Here is a 13,509-nt window from a genome sequence, read left to right on the forward strand (position 1 = left end):
CACCCGCCCTGGGTGGTGTGGGGGCGTGTCGTCTTTATGGGCGGCCTCATAACGACGACTCGCCGCAAGTCAACGGGCGGGGGGCGGGAGGGGGAGAGCGCGGAGGCCGGCCTTCTGAACCTTGTTGGAGCCGGTGCGGGGCAGCTCGTCGACCACGTCCAGGTAGGCGGGGATCTTGTACTTGGCCAGCCGGTCGGCGAGGAACGAGCGCAGCTCGGCGAGGTCGAGGGCGGCGCCGGGCGCGGTGGTGACGAACGCCCGGCCCACCTCGCCCCACCGTGCGTCGGGCACGCCGACCACCGCGGCCTCGGTGACCGCCGGATGCTCGAAGATCGCGGCCTCCACCTCCGCCGGGTAGACGTTCTCGCCGCCGGAGATGAACATGTCCTTCAGGCGGTCGACGATGTAGAAGTAGCCCTCGGCGTCGACGTAGGCGAGGTCGCCGGAGCGGAACCAGCCGTCGTCGGTGAAGGCGGACCTGGTCGCATCCGGGGCGTTCCAGTAGCCCGGCGTGACGTTCGGCCCCTTGATGATCACCTCGCCGGGCTCGCCGGGGGCGGTGTCGGTCAGGTCCGTCCGGACGCACCGGACGCCGGCGAAGAACACCGGCACGCCCGCCGACCCGGCCTTGCGCCCGCTCTCGGCCGCCTCGAGGAACGTCGCGCCGGGCGCCGTCTCGGTGAGGCCGTAGCCCTGGCAGAAGACCAGGCCGCGTTCCTGGTAGGCGTGGATGAGCGCGGGCGGCACCGGCGCCCCGCCCGACATCAGGCTGCGGACCGACGACAGGTCGGCGCCGTCCCAGCGCGGCGACTGCGACAGCGCAGCGAACATCGCCGTGACGCCGAACATCCACGTGACGCGGTGCCGCTCGATGAGGTCGAAGCACTCGTCGACGTCCCAGGACGGCATGATGACCGAGCATCCGCCCTTGAGGAACGTGGGCAGCAGGCACTGGTTCAGCGCCGCCACATGGAACAGCGGCGCGCTGACCAGCGTCACCTCGTCGCCGGCGACGTCCACGCCGACGAGCAGGTTGTAGCAGTTCCACACCAGGTTCCCGTGGGTGAGCATCGCGCCCTTGGGACGCCCGGTGGTGCCGGAGGTGTAGAGGATGCACGCCACGTCGTCGAGTGAGACCTCGGTGTCGATCGGGGACGGGTCGCCGCCCGCGAGCCACTCCTCGTAGGCGAGCTCGCCGGCGGCCGGTTCGCCGACCGCCACGACGGTGCCCGGCGCCTTCTTCGCCGCGCGGACGACCGGCGCGCACTCGGGGGCGTAGACGAGCACGGACGCGCCACTGTGGGCGAGCATGTAGTCGATCTCCGGCGCGGCGAGCCGGAAGTTCAGCGGGACGAAGATCGCGCCGAGCACGTGCGCGGCGAACATCGTCTCGACGAACGCGGGGTGGTTCGGGCCGAGGTAGGCGACCCGGTCGCCCTTGCCGACGCCGGCGGCGCGCAGCCGGGCGGCGAGCCGCACCGTCCGGTCGTGGACCTGCCCGTACGTCGTCGGGCGGTCCCGGAAGACGAAGGCGGTGCGGCCGGGCGACATCTCGGCCCGCCTGGCCGGCCATCCCCCGAGTCCTGCGTTCACCACGGTGTTTCACTCCTCTTGCTGAGCAGCGTGTGCGGATGGCCGGCCGTGCGGGGCCGGGCTTGTCAGGCGGTGCCGGTCAGGCGTAGTGGCGGTAGACGGCCCGGGCGACGCAGGCGGGCTTGGCCTCGCCGTCGATCTCGACGGTGAAGTCGCAGACCATCTGCACGCCGCCGCCCGGGACGTCGGTCACCTCGGCGACCTTTCCGCCGAGCCGGATCTTCGACCCCACCCGGACCGGACTCGGGAAGCGGACCTTCTCCAGACCGTAGTTGATGCTCATCTTCGTGCCCTGGATGTCGAGCAGGTCGTTGAACAGCGGGATGACCAGCGACAGCGTCAGGTAGCCGTGCGCAATGGCGGCCCCGAACGGGCCGTCCTTCGCCTTCTCCGGGTCGGTGTGGATCCACTGGTGGTCGTCGGTGGCGTCGGCGAAGGTGTTCACCCGCTCCTGGGTGATGTCGAGCCATGCACTGTGGCCGAGGTCCCGGCCCGCGAGGGCCCTGATCTCGTCGAGCCCGTTGGCGGTGATCATGCGTTCTCCTTGCCGGTGAGCCCGAGCAGCCGGGCGGCGTTGTCCTTCAGGATCTTCGGGCGGACCTCGGGCTTGATCTTCAGCTCGCCGAAGTCGGCGAGCCAGCGGTCCGGGGTGATGACGGGGTAGTCCGAGCCGAACAGCACCTTGTCCTTCAGCAGGCTGTTGGCGTAGTGGACGAGCTGCGGCGGGAAGTACTTCGGCGACCATCCCGACAGGTCGATGTACACGTACGGCTTGTGGTTGGCGACGGCGAGCGCCTCGTCCTGCCAGGGGAAGGACGGGTGCGCCAGGATGATCCGCAGCTCGGGGAAGTCGACCGCGACGTCGTCCACGAGCATCGGGTTCGCGTACTTCAGCCGGATCCCGCCGCCGCCCGGGACGCCCGCGCCGATGCCGGTCTGCCCGGTGTGGAACAGCGCCGGGACGCCCAGCTCCTCGATCGCCTCGTACAGCGGGTAGGCCATCGGGTCGTTCGGGGCGAAGCCCTGGATGCTCGGGTGGAACTTGATGCCGCGCACCCCGTACTGCTCGACGAGCCGCCGCGCCTCGCGCACGCCCGCCTTCCCCTTGTGCGGGTCGACGCTCGCGAACGGGATGAGGACGTCCGGGTGCTCGGCGCAGCCCTCGGCGACCTCCTCGTTGGCGATGCGCGGCCACCCGGTGGCGTGCTCGGCGTCGACCGTGAAGACGACGGCCGCCATGCTCCGCTCGCGGTAGTAGGCGGCCATCTCCTCGATGGTCGGCTGCCGGTGCCCGTGCGACTTGAAGTACTCCTCGGACGCGCCGAACAGCGCCGGGCTCAGCGAGCCGTGCCCGTCCTTGCTGATCTCGGCGTGGGTGTGCACGTCGATGGCGGTCAGCGCGTCGACGTCGATCGTGAGGTCGGCCATGTCAGCCCTCCGGTGCCTTCGGCGCGGGCATGCCGTAGGTCTCCGGCTCGGCGCCCACGCCCGTGCTCCACTGCTCGGCGATCGCATCCGCGCTCCAGCCTCCGTCGGCGAACGCGACCGCCTTCTCCTTCGGGTGCGCCCACAGCGCCAGCCGGTCGCCGCCGATCCCGATCGCCTGCCCGGTGACGTCCTTCGACGCATCGGAGGCCAGGAACGTGATCAGGCCGGCGACGTCCTCGACGGTGCCGAGGCCCTCGTCCTTGCGCAGCCAGTCCGGCAGCGGCTCGCCCGTGCGCTCGGACTCCTCGATGGCCGGGCCGAACGCGGGGATCGTCTTGGTCATCTCGGTCGCCGCGACCGGCACGACCGCGTTCACGGTGATACCCGCCCTGGCCAGTTCCATCGCCCAGGTCCGGGCCATCGCGGCGATGCCGGCCTTGGCCGCCGCGTAGTTGGTCTGGCCGAAGTTGCCGCGCTGGCCGGCCGGGGACGAGATCAGGATGAGCCGCCCGCCGGTGCCCTGCTCGCGCATCCGCGCCGCCGCCGCGCGGGCGCAGGTGAACGTGCCGCGCAGGTGGACGCGGACGACGTCGTCGAAGTCCTCGTCGGTCATCTTCCACAGCACCCGGTCGCGCAGGATGCCCGCATTGGTGACCAGCACGTCGAGGCGGCCGAACTCGCGGACTGCCGTGCCGACCAGCTCGTCGGCGGTCTCGGTGCCGCCGACCGCCGCGACGACCCCGGTCGCGGTGCCGCCCGCCGCGGTGATCTTCCCGACCGCCGCGTCGACCGCGTCCCGGTCCACGTCGTTGACCACCACCGACGCGCCTGCGGCCGCCAGGGCCTCGGCGTAGGCGAGGCCGAGGCCGCGCCCGCTCCCGGTGACGACGACGACCTTTCCGTCCAGTTCCATGGCTCCCCACAATCGACAGGAATCCTGTTGATAGCCAGTGTTCACATTCAACAGGTTTCCTGTCAATGCCCTACCCTGGACGCGTGCACACGACCGGGGAGAGCCGATGACCGACAGCCCGCCGCCGCAGGCCGACGGCAAGGCGCCGCCGTCGCTGCTCTACCTGGTCAAGCGGCTGGAGCTGCTCGTCCGGTCGCGGCTGGAGGAACTGGTCAAGCCGGCCGGCATCACCGCGCTGCAGTACACGGCGCTCACCGTCCTCGAACGGCACGACGGCCTGTCGGCCGCCCAGCTCGCCCGCGACTCGTTCGTCACCGCCCAGTCGATGGCCGACATGGTCCGCGCCCTGGAGACGCGCGGCCTCGTCCGCCGCGAGCGCAACCCCGCCAACCGCCGCGAGCTGCTCATCCTGCTCACCGCCGCCGGCCGCGAGCTGCTGGACGACCTCGCCGGGCCGGTCGGCGAGCTCGAGGACCGGATGATCCGCGAACTGCCCGCGCGGCAGGTCGGCGAGTTCCGCCGCACCCTCACCGACACCTGGCGCGCCCTCTCCTGAAGCCGAGCGTCCCGGCGCGTCAGAAGTCGCGGGTGGGGAGGACGCCTTCGAGCGGGGCCGGGACGGGCAGGTCCTCCCCCAGCGCGACCGAGGCGCTGTGGGTGTAGTCGTCGCCGCGCGGCTCGGAGAAGATCGTCGCCTTGCCGTCCAGGCGGTCGATCAGCAGGTACAGCGGGATGTCGGCGGCGGCGTACCCGCGGCGCTTGGGGCCGCGGTCGCGCTCGGCGCTCTTGCGGTCCCGCCGTCCGCCGGAGGTCACCTCCAGGACCATGACGACGCCGTCCGGCTTGCTGTGCCACTCCCGGCCGGCGAAGGCCCCCTTGGGAGCGGCGATCCCGTCGGGGACGTATTCGCCTTCGGGGCTGATGAGCGTCAGGTTGCGGTGCAGGCGCAGGCCGTGGACGTCGCGCACCCAGTCGTCGACGGCCACGACGACGGTCTCGTGCCGGCCGTCGGGCGGGGGTGACACGACGATCTCTTCACCGACGAGTTCCGCGCGGAACCCCGGCGTCACGTCGAGCGCGGCGAACGCCTCGCGCAGGTCGTCACGCACGAACGGCGGCTCGTCGGGCATCGCCGTCATCGGGCTTCTCCTGGTCCTCTCGAGGGTTCTGGCGCCGTGGTCCTCAACCTAGCGCCGCGCTCCGATGCCGGTGGGCTACATGAAGTTGCGGGTGTGGAGGGCGGAGAGGGCGGCGGCCTCGTCGTCGGGGAAGCCCAGGTGGACGAGGCGGCGGCGGCGTCCCTCGTCCATCTCGCGGCGCAGGTCAAGGACCGCGGCGTGGCCGCGGCGGATCGCCTGCGGGGACCACTCGCCGGCGGCGAGGAGGATCAGCGCGTCGAAGACGTCCTGGTTGAGGCCGGCGGACGCGGCGAGGGCGTCGTGGCGGCGCTCGACCGCGGCGCGCAGCCGCGACCGCAGGTGCGGGTCGGTCTCGGAGCGGTGGCGCAGGTGCGCGACGCCGAACGCGACGTGCCGCGCCTCGTCCTGCCGGGCGAGGCGGACGGCCCGCCGCGTCACGGGGTCGGGGGCGTGCCGGTCGAGGAAGGCGAGCAGGTTGAGGAAGGTCCCTTCGCCGAGCACCGACAGCAGGAAGGACGCGAGGGAGAAGTCGGGTTCGGTGAGCAGGGTGGTGAGGGACTCGCGGCCCCCGGCGGCGGACGTGCCGAGCGGCCCGCCGGTGAGCGCGGCGCGGCGGGCGAACACCTCGACGTGCCGGGCCTCGTCGGCCGCCTGGACCGCGAGGAGCTGCGCGACCTCGCGGAAGTGCGGGTGGACGCGGGCGAGCAGCCGGGCCGGGACGACCAGCGCCGCCTGCTCGTTCTCGACCAGGTACGTCATGATCTGGACGACGGCCCGCTCGATGTCGGGCGGGAGGGCGAACTCGGCGTCCCACGGTATGGCGGTCGCCGGGTCCCACTGCGCGGACGCGGCGTGCGCGTAGAGGGCGGGGGCGATCTCGGCCCAGACCAGGTCGCGGTCGGCGAGGTCGAACGCCGGCTCCGGCCCGCCGGGTTCGACGAGCGCGCCGCGGGCGGCCAGGCCCCAGTGTGCGGGCGCCTTCGCGGCGACGCCGCCGGGGTCGCCCGCCCGCTCCGCGCGCGACCAGCGGTCGGCGCCTCCCGGGACGATCCAGGCGAGCACCGGCCCGCCGGCCGGGACGATGGTGTGGCCGCGCGGGCGGCACCATGCGCGCAGGTGCGGGTCGAGCAGCGGGTCGCGGCCCCGGACGCCGAGCCGGGCGCCCGGCGCGAGGTCGCCGAGCGCCCGCTGCACGAGCAGGTGCGCGCCGGTCTCGAAGCCGAGATCGTCGAGGTCGAGGACGGGGTCGGTCAAGGCCGGTAGCCGGGCGCGGTGACCGCGCCGGCCGGGTCGTAGAACCCCTCGTCGTCGACGGCCCGCTCGAGGAGCGCGTAGCCGCTCGTCCGGGCGGGGCGCCAGGCGGTGAGCCCTTCGAGGTCGAACAGCGTCCGGACATCCGGGTCGGCCGCGTCCATCGACAGCAGCAGGTCCCGGAACCGGTCGGTCTCGGGCGTGGCGCGGGCAGCGGTCATGGTGCAGTGGTCGTAGGGACGGGTCCGGCCGATCACGCGCGTGCCGCCCGGCGGCAGCGTGCCCTCGCGGACGAACAGCAGGTGGTCGGCGTCGATCATGCAGGCGGCGGCGACGTCGCCGGACATCATCGCGCGGGCGGCGTCGCGCTCGCCGCCGATGTGGTCGCCGTGCAGCCCGACGCCGACGTCGAAGCGCCGGACCGCGACCTCCTCCCCCGGCCGGAGCCCGCGCTCGCGCAGCAGCGCGGACGGGATCAGCGTGGCCTGCGGCGAGTCGACCGCGCCGGTCCCGACCGTCTCGCCCTTGAGGTCGGCCACGTCCTTGTACGGGGAGTCCTCCCGGACGACGATCACCGAGGTCAGGTCCTGGTCGGTGTCCCGCATGACGAGCGGTTCGAGCCGTCCGCCGGCGAGGCGCCGGGCGCGGATCCACGCCAGCGGCGAGTTCCACGCGGCGTCGATGCGGCCGGCGGCGAGGTCGTCGACCTGCCGCTCGTAGTTCGAGTAGAGGACGAAGTCGAAGTCGAAGCCCTGCCGGGCGAACCAGGCGCGGAACCCGGCCCAGATCGTCACGACCTTGGGGTCGTAGGCGACGGCGCCCATCACCAGCGTCATCAGGAACCCCTAGAAGAGCGGCATGCCGAGGCTCGCCCGGCCGACGAAGTCGTGCAGCGCCTGCGTGGTCGGCGCCATGACCCGAGCCGCGAGCGCGTCGCGGAACAGCCGCTCGACGCCGAACTCCCGGCGGAACGCGGCGCCGCCGCACAGCCGCATCGCCGCGTCCGCTACGTCGGACGCGGCCTCGGCGGCGACGGCCTTCACCTCCAGGACCCGCAGCGTCGCGTCCTCGCGCCCTTCGGCGAGCGCGGCGAGCGCGTCGCGCAGGAACGCGCGGACCTGGTCGGTGCGGATCCGCAGCCCGGCGAACTGCGTGCGCTGCATCGGCTGGTCGGCGAGGGTCTGCCCGAGATGCTCCAGCCTGGTGCGGGTCAGGTGCTCGGCGGCCTTGGCGGTGAGCGCCTCCATGAGACCGAGCGAGAACGCCGCGCTGAGGATCAGGAAGTGCGGCAGCGCCGTCGCGAGCGCGATGTCCAGGCCCTCCCCGTCCGGCCCGAGCATCGACTCCCGGTCGATGAGGACGCCGTCGGCCCGCACCGGGCTGGACGCGTTGCCGCGCAGCCCGAGCCCGTCGAACGGGCCGCGGACGGTCAGGCCCTGCCGGTCGCGCGGCACAAGCCACAGCGTCATCGGCCCGTCCGCCGCGAGAGGGCGGCTCGACCAGACGTAGCTGTCCGCCTCGCCCGCCGCGGTGACCCAGCTCTTGTCCGCCTCGAGCAGCACCCGCCCGTCGCCGCCGGACGCGGCCGTGCCGAGCGGCGCCCAGAAGTGGCTGCGCGATCCCGCCTCGGAGAACGCGAGCGTGCTGAGGTGCGCGTCCCCGGCGATCGCCTCGCGGACGTCCTTGGGCCCGTGCGCCTCGATCAGCGCCGTGGCGGCGTAGTGCATGAGCAGCACCATCGCGGTGGACCCGCAGGAGCCCGCGAGCCGCTCGACGACGTGCGCGGCGGCGCCGAGCCCTTCCCCGCGCCCGCCCGCGTCCTCGGCGCTGATGAGGCCGAGCAGGCCGGCGCGGGCCAACGCGTCGATGTTCGCGCGCGGGAACGCCCCGCCGCGGTCCACGTCGCCGGCCCGCGGGCCGGTGGATTCCTCGATGACGTCCTGAATGGCGCGCGCGTAGTCGTAGGACACCCTGTCCGCTCCCTTTTCGCGGTGAATTCCCGGAGCGTCGGCGTATTGGCCGGAACCGCCGACGCGGCGATGCCGGCTATTCGAAGTCGTCGGGGCTGAGGTCCTCGAGCGCGCCGCCCCGCCCTTCGGGGGACGTCGGCGAGAACCCCTCGCTCTCGTCCGGGCGCTCGCGGCGCCGGGCCTCGTCCTCCCCCGCCTCCGCGCGGGAGCCTTCCGGCTCCTCGTCCCGGGCACCGCCGTCCGCCGTCGGCTCGCTCATCGTCCCCCCGAATTCCGCAGGTCAGACCCTTCCCTTACCCGTGGCGCGCGTCACGGATTCGGTGCCGATTCCCCGGGGTAGACAAAATGCGGCCGCCTTGGCCACCGGTTGGTTAAAGCGAGGCTCAGGAGTTCGTTGTGCTCATCGTCACGGGAACGGCCGCCAGCGCGATCCGCCATCTGTCCGCCCGGCCGGGCGCCGGAATGCGCATCGCGCCGCTCGATGACACCGCCTCCCTCCTCGCCGTGACGCCGGCGGAGCGGCCCGCGTCCACCGACGAGGTCGTCGAGGCGGAGGGCGCCCGCCTGTTCCTGGACTCCGCCGCCGCCGCGTTCCTGCACGACAAGGTCCTCGACGTCCGCCTCGACGACGAAGGGGCCGTGTCGTTCCTCATCACCGCCCCGACCCGCTGAGGAGGGCTCAGCGCCACCAGTCGTCGAGCGGGGTGGCGGGGACGGTCCGCTTGTGCCGGGTCGCGAGGTAGACCGATTCGACCTTCTCCGCGACCTCCGGCGGGACGTCGGCGCCCTCCAGGTAGCCGTCGATCTCGCTGTACTTCAGGCCGAGCGCCTCCTCGTCGGGCAGCGCGGGCCGGTCGTCCTCCAGGTCGGCGGTCGGCACCTTCTCGCAGACGCCCGGCGGCGCGCCCAGTTCGCGCAGCAGCGCCGCGCCCTGCCGCTTCGTCAGCCCGGTCAGCGGGCTGACGTCGACGCCGCCGTCGCCGTACTTGGTGAAGAACCCGGTGACCGCCTCGGCGGCGTGGTCGGTGCCGACGACGAGCAGCCCCAGCTGCCCGGCGATCGCGTACTGGATCACCATGCGCTCGCGGGCCTTGATGTTGCCGCGTACGAAGTCCCGCAGCCGGGGCTCGCCGTCCAGCAGCTCCCGCAGCCCCTCCGGCGATTATCTGCTCCCGCAGGTTCGTCACCGCCATCACCCTATCCGAAACCCGCCTATTGTCCAAATAACCCGTAATGCGACTTTTGCGGGCCGGTCTTGACCGAATCGATACACCGGACGGTGCACCGCGCCCCGCAGCGCCGCGTCCCACTGATGACCGACCACGATGACGATGAGACGGGGACGATGCCCGGAATCGCGATAACAGAAATAAACGAGCAATACGCCGACGCCGCCCGGACCGACGAGATATGCCGCCGACTCCGGCGGGAATTCACCGAAAGAGGCGTTCCGCTCGTACCGCTCACGGCGAGTCCCCCGCCCGGCGCGAAGTCGGGCGGGGCGGCCGCGATCGACACGATCGCGGCCGTGCTCGCCTCGAGCCCGGTGGTCGCCGCCTTCGCCGAGGGGGTGTTCACCTGGCTCGCCGCACGCGAGGGCCGGACCATCAAGATCACCGTGGCCGGCCGCAGCGTCGAACTCTCCCACCCGACACGCGAAGAGGAACAGCGGCTGATCGAATGGCTGACGAGCGACCCCGGCACCGGCCCCGACGAGCACTCCTGATCACCGCCGACCGGTACACCGACCCGAAACTGCACGGGCTGCGGTCGCCCGCCCAGGACGCGGCGAGCCTTTCCGCGGTTCTTTCCGATCCCGCCATCGGCGATTTCGCCGTTACCACGATGACCAACCGGCCCGCGCACGAGATCCTGGGCGCGTTGGAGGACCATTTCGCCGACGCGCGGTCCACCGATGTCCTCCTCGTCCATTTCTCGTGCCACGGCTGGAAGGACGAAAGCGGCCGGCTCTTCTTCGCCACGACCACCACGAGACTGGACCGGCCGAACTCCACCGCCGTCTCCGCCGCCTATCTCAGCGAGCAGATCGCGCAGTGCCCGTCGCGGAACATCGTGGTGCTGCTCGACTGCTGCTACAGCGGGGCGTTCAGCCGCGGCCTGCTGCACCGGGGCGGCGGGAGCGTGGACGTTGCCGGAGGCCTCGGCGGCTCCGGTCGCGCGGTCATCTGCTCCTCGTCCGCGCTGGAGTACTCGTTCGAGGTGACGGACGGGCGCCTGTCACAGGTCCCCGCGGCCTCGGACGCGGCGCCGTCGTCCATCTTCACCGGCGCCGTCGTCCACGGGCTGCGGACGGGCGACGCCGACCTGAACGGCGACGGCCTCGTCTCCATCGACGAGCTCTACGAGTACGCCTACGAGGCGACCGTGGCGGCCACACCGCACCAGAAACCGACCAAGTACCTGGACGTGCAGGGCGAGCTGATGATCGCCCGGAGCGCGCGCGGGCCGCGGCCGGCGAGCCTGCCGCCGGACCTGCTGGCGGCGGCCACGAGCCCGCTGGCGGACGTGCGGGGCGGTGCCGTCGAAGCGCTGCGGCGGCTCGCACTGGCCGGTGACGCCTTGGGGCGGACCGCCTACGAGCGGCTCGCCGCGATGACCGACGACGACAGCCGCGACGTCTCGTCCCGCGCGCGGGCGGCGCTCCTGGACGTCGGCCTGCGCCACGGCGAGAGCGCCGGACCGCGACCGGCGGGCACCGCACCCGGCGGCGCGGCCCCGGCGTCGGGCGCGTGGCCGCGCTTCGCACCGGCGCCGCATGCCGTCCCGTCCCCGGTGGTGGCGCCGCCGCCTTGCGGCCCGGCGCCGGGCCCCGGTGCCGGCGACCGTCCTCCGCGGCTCGGCCTCTTCGCGGCCTGCTACTTCATGCCGTTCTTCAGCAGCCTGTTCCTGCTGCTCGTCCGCGACAGGGAGGCGCGGTACCACGCCTGGCACTGCGCGCTCATCGACGCCCTCGACGCGGTGTTCATGATCGTCGGCATGATCGCCGGCGCCGTCTACTCGGGCGTCCGCTACGGCAGTGATCCCATCCCGCAAGGCGATCCCGGACTGAACGGGTTCGTCGCGGCGTTTCTGCTCCTGCCGCTCGTTCTGCGCCTCTTCTGCCTGGCATCGCTCGCGCGCCGGCGAAGGCCGCGGATCGCGGGGCTTGGCCGCCTCGCCGAGAGCTTCGCCTACCGGGGACGGTTCCGTCAGGTGGGAGCGTAGCCGTCGGCCTGGAGCGCCAACAGGCGGGCGTGCTCCCATCCGGCGAGATGGCCGGCCGATGGCAGCCTGCGCGAGGTCCGCTCACGTCCGCGGCAGGGCGACGGTGCGTCCGACCGCGGCGGTGCCGCCGACACGGACCGCCGGCCCCACCGCGTCCTGCCGGGCGGTGGCAGTGATGGTGGACGGGGCGCCGAGCGCGTCGCCCATGTCGACGGCGATCTCGGTGACGCCGTGTCCGGCCAGATGGGCGGCGAGGCAAGCGGTGCTGTTGGCGTTCGCGATGTCCTCGGGAACGCCGATCGACGGGGCGAACAGGCGGGCGGCGAGGTGCCCCTCGCCGGTCGGCGGGGTGTGGACGTAGGCGCCGAGGAGCCCGAGTTCGTCGCATGCCGCGCGGAGCCGGTCGAAGTCAGGGACGAGGGCGTCCAAGGCCGGTCGGGCAGCGATCGGGACGAGCAGCCGGGGCCGTCCGGCCGACGCGACGCGGGCGCCGGGGGCCGGCGTCTCGTGGCCGAGGCCGAGAGCGGGCAGGACGAGTCCGATTTCGCGGGCGGTCGGTCGGCGCAGGTCGACGGGTTCCTCTTCCTGACGGTGCGCGTTTCACTCAACAATGACGTTGCGTAGTGGAGTGCGGGCGCAGCGCAGCGGACCGCCGGGAGATGGGAGAGCGGGATGGGCAGGCACGATGGCAAGCCGCAGCCGAGCAAGCCGGTGAAACCGGTCGAGCCGAACCCGGACAGTCAGCCCAAGGGCGATGGGAAGAGGGAAAAGTGATCTTTCCGGTCCGGAGGAGGTCGCCGGGCGTATCGACGCGCTCGCCGACGAGCTGGCCGGCTCGGGGGACCTGACCGACCCGGCCTGGCGGACGGCGATGCACGCGGTGCCGCGGCACCTGTTCGTCCCGCCGGTGGCGTGGGCGTGGCACGACGGCCTGCAGCACCGGATCGACGCCGGCGCCGATCCCGCCGCGTGGTGGGACGCCGCGTACGCGAACCAGCCGATCATCACCCAGTACGACGACGGCGACACCGCGCTGGAGGTGGGCGGCGGGAAGTGCACGTCGTCGCTGTCGGCGCCCGATGTGGTGCTCCGGTTCCTGGAACTGCTCCGGTTGGAGGGGCGGCCGCGGGTCCTGGAGATCGGCACGGGGACGGGCTGGACGGCCGGTCTGCTGAGCAGCCGGGTCGGCGCGGACAACGTCACGTCGGTGGAGGTGGACGGGCGGGTCGCGAAGCAGGCGGCGGCGAACCTGGAGGCGGCGGGGCTGCAGCCGGTGCTGGTCGTGGGCGACGGCGCCGACGGCCATCCGGGCGGGGCGCCCCACGACGCCGTGCACGTGACATGCGGGGTCACCACGGTGCCGTACGCGTGGGTGCGGCAGACCCGTCCGGGCGGTGTGATCGTGTTCCCGTGGATGCCGGAGTACGGGCCGGGCCGCCGGGTGCGGCTCGTCGTGGACGCGGACGGCCGCGCGTCCGGAACCTTCCACGGCAGGGCGGCCTACATGATGCTGCGGTCGCAGCGGACGGGCTTCCCCGACTTCACCGCCGAGGGCGACTCGTGGGACGAGTCGGTGACGTCGGCCGACGTGCGGCGGATCCTCTGGGACACGCCCGGTCCCGCCACCGCGATCACCGGGTGCGTGCCCGACCTGATGGCGACCGACAGCGTGGACGGCGGCGACGGGTCGGTCACGATGTGGATCGCGGACACCGGGCATTCCAGCCAGGCGATCGTGGACGCGCCTTGGGGCATGGACGGCGCGCACGTCCGGCAGCGGGGTCCGCGCCGGCTCTGGGACGAGTTCGAGGCGGCCTACCGGGCCTGGCTCGAACGGGGGTCGCCCGCCCCTGACCGGTTCGGGATGACCGTCGGCCCGGACGGGCAGTACCTGTGGCTCGACGCCCCTCGTTGACTTGCGGCGAGTCGTCGTTATGGGACGGCCCCAAACCACGACACCCCGCACCGCAACGGAGGGGGGGGGTGCGGA

General features: G+C 73.0%; 15 protein-coding genes and 1 pseudogene. 5 read left to right on the forward strand and 11 right to left on the reverse strand.

Annotated elements, in window-relative coordinates:
* Window positions 1-69: 69 nt before the first annotated feature.
* The 4 genes from F8568_RS27495 to F8568_RS27510 form a co-directional block, all read right to left on the reverse strand.
* A complete protein-coding gene (locus tag F8568_RS27495; RefSeq protein ID WP_151596597.1) occupies window positions 70-1,596 on the reverse strand; it encodes an acyl-CoA synthetase in 1,527 nt (508 codons plus the stop codon).
* A gap of 76 nt (window positions 1,597-1,672) precedes the next feature.
* Window positions 1,673-2,128 carry a MaoC family dehydratase gene (locus tag F8568_RS27500; protein ID WP_151596598.1) on the reverse strand — a complete coding sequence of 152 codons (456 nt, stop codon included), beginning with the start codon at window positions 2,126-2,128 and terminating at the stop codon, window positions 1,673-1,675.
* The gene (locus F8568_RS27505; RefSeq protein ID WP_202125410.1) at window positions 2,125-3,021 is read right to left on the reverse strand and encodes an amidohydrolase family protein; all 897 of its coding nucleotides are present in this window, start codon (window positions 3,019-3,021) and stop codon (window positions 2,125-2,127) included. The genes F8568_RS27500 and F8568_RS27505 overlap by 4 nt, the downstream gene beginning before the upstream one ends.
* A gap of 1 nt (window position 3,022) precedes the next feature.
* On the reverse strand, window positions 3,023-3,934 hold the full coding sequence (locus F8568_RS27510) for an SDR family oxidoreductase (RefSeq protein WP_151596599.1): 912 nt from the start codon (window positions 3,932-3,934) through the stop codon (window positions 3,023-3,025).
* 106 nt (window positions 3,935-4,040) lie between these two features.
* Between F8568_RS27510 and F8568_RS27515 the strand changes: the two genes are divergently transcribed.
* The gene (locus F8568_RS27515) at window positions 4,041-4,490 is read left to right on the forward strand and encodes a MarR family winged helix-turn-helix transcriptional regulator (protein ID WP_151596600.1); all 450 of its coding nucleotides are present in this window, start codon (window positions 4,041-4,043) and stop codon (window positions 4,488-4,490) included.
* Window positions 4,491-4,509: 19 nt separating this feature from the next.
* Here F8568_RS27515 and F8568_RS27520 read toward each other — a convergent pair whose 3' ends face one another.
* The 5 genes from F8568_RS27520 to F8568_RS27540 form a co-directional block, all read right to left on the reverse strand.
* Complete coding sequence (locus F8568_RS27520; protein ID WP_151596601.1) at window positions 4,510-5,073, reverse strand: Uma2 family endonuclease; 564 nt, start codon at window positions 5,071-5,073, stop codon at window positions 4,510-4,512.
* Window positions 5,074-5,148: 75 nt separating this feature from the next.
* The gene (locus tag F8568_RS27525) at window positions 5,149-6,327 is read right to left on the reverse strand and encodes a ferritin-like domain-containing protein (RefSeq protein ID WP_151596602.1); all 1,179 of its coding nucleotides are present in this window, start codon (window positions 6,325-6,327) and stop codon (window positions 5,149-5,151) included.
* Entirely contained in the window at window positions 6,324-7,160 is an 837-nt protein-coding gene (locus F8568_RS27530; RefSeq protein ID WP_202125411.1) for a phosphate/phosphite/phosphonate ABC transporter substrate-binding protein, read from the reverse strand. Before F8568_RS27530 ends, F8568_RS27525 begins: the two co-directional genes overlap by 4 nt.
* Before the next feature lie 9 nt (window positions 7,161-7,169).
* Window positions 7,170-8,294, reverse strand: a complete 1,125-nt coding sequence (locus F8568_RS50630; RefSeq protein ID WP_151596603.1) for an acyl-CoA dehydrogenase family protein — start codon at window positions 8,292-8,294, stop codon at window positions 7,170-7,172.
* 76 nt (window positions 8,295-8,370) lie between these two features.
* Window positions 8,371-8,553, reverse strand: a complete 183-nt coding sequence (locus F8568_RS27540) for a hypothetical protein (RefSeq protein WP_151596604.1) — start codon at window positions 8,551-8,553, stop codon at window positions 8,371-8,373.
* Window positions 8,554-8,690: 137 nt separating this feature from the next.
* Here F8568_RS27540 and F8568_RS27545 point away from each other — a divergent pair, with 137 nt between their 5' ends.
* Window positions 8,691-8,966 carry a Fe-S cluster assembly protein HesB gene (locus tag F8568_RS27545; protein ID WP_151596605.1) on the forward strand — a complete coding sequence of 92 codons (276 nt, stop codon included), beginning with the start codon at window positions 8,691-8,693 and terminating at the stop codon, window positions 8,964-8,966.
* 7 nt (window positions 8,967-8,973) lie between these two features.
* Here the strand turns inward: F8568_RS27545 and nadE are convergent.
* Window positions 8,974-9,408 (reverse strand): annotated as a pseudogene (gene nadE / locus F8568_RS27550) (NAD(+) synthase); the annotation flags it as partial.
* A 165-nt stretch (window positions 9,409-9,573) separates the two neighbouring features.
* Between nadE and F8568_RS27555 the strand changes: the two are divergent.
* Both F8568_RS27555 and F8568_RS27560 read left to right on the forward strand, forming a co-directional pair.
* Window positions 9,574-10,020: an effector-associated constant component EACC1 gene (locus F8568_RS27555; protein WP_160573777.1), complete on the forward strand. Its 447-nt coding sequence runs from the start codon at window positions 9,574-9,576 to the stop codon at window positions 10,018-10,020.
* The gene (locus tag F8568_RS27560; RefSeq protein WP_160573778.1) at window positions 9,975-11,519 is read left to right on the forward strand and encodes a caspase family protein; all 1,545 of its coding nucleotides are present in this window, start codon (window positions 9,975-9,977) and stop codon (window positions 11,517-11,519) included. The genes F8568_RS27555 and F8568_RS27560 overlap by 46 nt, the downstream gene beginning before the upstream one ends.
* An 81-nt stretch (window positions 11,520-11,600) precedes the next feature.
* On the opposite strand, the gene F8568_RS27565 is transcribed toward F8568_RS27560, so the two are convergent.
* On the reverse strand, window positions 11,601-12,062 hold the full coding sequence (locus F8568_RS27565) for a PhzF family phenazine biosynthesis protein (RefSeq protein ID WP_328601049.1): 462 nt from the start codon (window positions 12,060-12,062) through the stop codon (window positions 11,601-11,603).
* 211 nt (window positions 12,063-12,273) lie between these two features.
* Here F8568_RS27565 and F8568_RS27570 point away from each other — a divergent pair, with 211 nt between their 5' ends.
* Window positions 12,274-13,434 (forward strand): methyltransferase domain-containing protein, encoded by a 1,161-nt coding sequence (locus tag F8568_RS27570; protein WP_151596608.1) that lies wholly within the window; start codon window positions 12,274-12,276, stop codon window positions 13,432-13,434.
* Window positions 13,435-13,509 lie beyond the last annotated feature (75 nt).

It is taken from the genome of Actinomadura physcomitrii, assembly GCF_008923205.2.
GTDB lineage: Bacteria > Actinomycetota > Actinomycetes > Streptosporangiales > Streptosporangiaceae > Spirillospora > Spirillospora physcomitrii.

What these genes read in the sequence shown, in the direction of transcription:
- F8568_RS27560 (WP_160573778.1), top strand. Translation starts at nt 9,975, where the DNA reads ATGGCTGACGAGCGACCCCGGCACCGGCCCCGACGAGCACTCCTGATC.
- F8568_RS27520 (WP_151596601.1), bottom strand. Translation starts at nt 5,073, where the DNA reads ATGACGGCGATGCCCGACGAGCCGCCGTTCGTGCGTGACGACCTGCGC.
- F8568_RS27570 (WP_151596608.1), top strand. Translation starts at nt 12,274, where the DNA reads ATGGGAAGAGGGAAAAGTGATCTTTCCGGTCCGGAGGAGGTCGCCGGG.
- F8568_RS27540 (WP_151596604.1), bottom strand. Translation starts at nt 8,553, where the DNA reads ATGAGCGAGCCGACGGCGGACGGCGGTGCCCGGGACGAGGAGCCGGAA.
- F8568_RS27505 (WP_202125410.1), bottom strand. Translation starts at nt 3,021, where the DNA reads ATGGCCGACCTCACGATCGACGTCGACGCGCTGACCGCCATCGACGTG.
- F8568_RS27510 (WP_151596599.1), bottom strand. Translation starts at nt 3,934, where the DNA reads ATGGAACTGGACGGAAAGGTCGTCGTCGTCACCGGGAGCGGGCGCGGC.
- F8568_RS27500 (WP_151596598.1), bottom strand. Translation starts at nt 2,128, where the DNA reads ATGATCACCGCCAACGGGCTCGACGAGATCAGGGCCCTCGCGGGCCGG.
- F8568_RS27515 (WP_151596600.1), top strand. Translation starts at nt 4,041, where the DNA reads ATGACCGACAGCCCGCCGCCGCAGGCCGACGGCAAGGCGCCGCCGTCG.
- F8568_RS27530 (WP_202125411.1), bottom strand. Translation starts at nt 7,160, where the DNA reads ATGACGCTGGTGATGGGCGCCGTCGCCTACGACCCCAAGGTCGTGACG.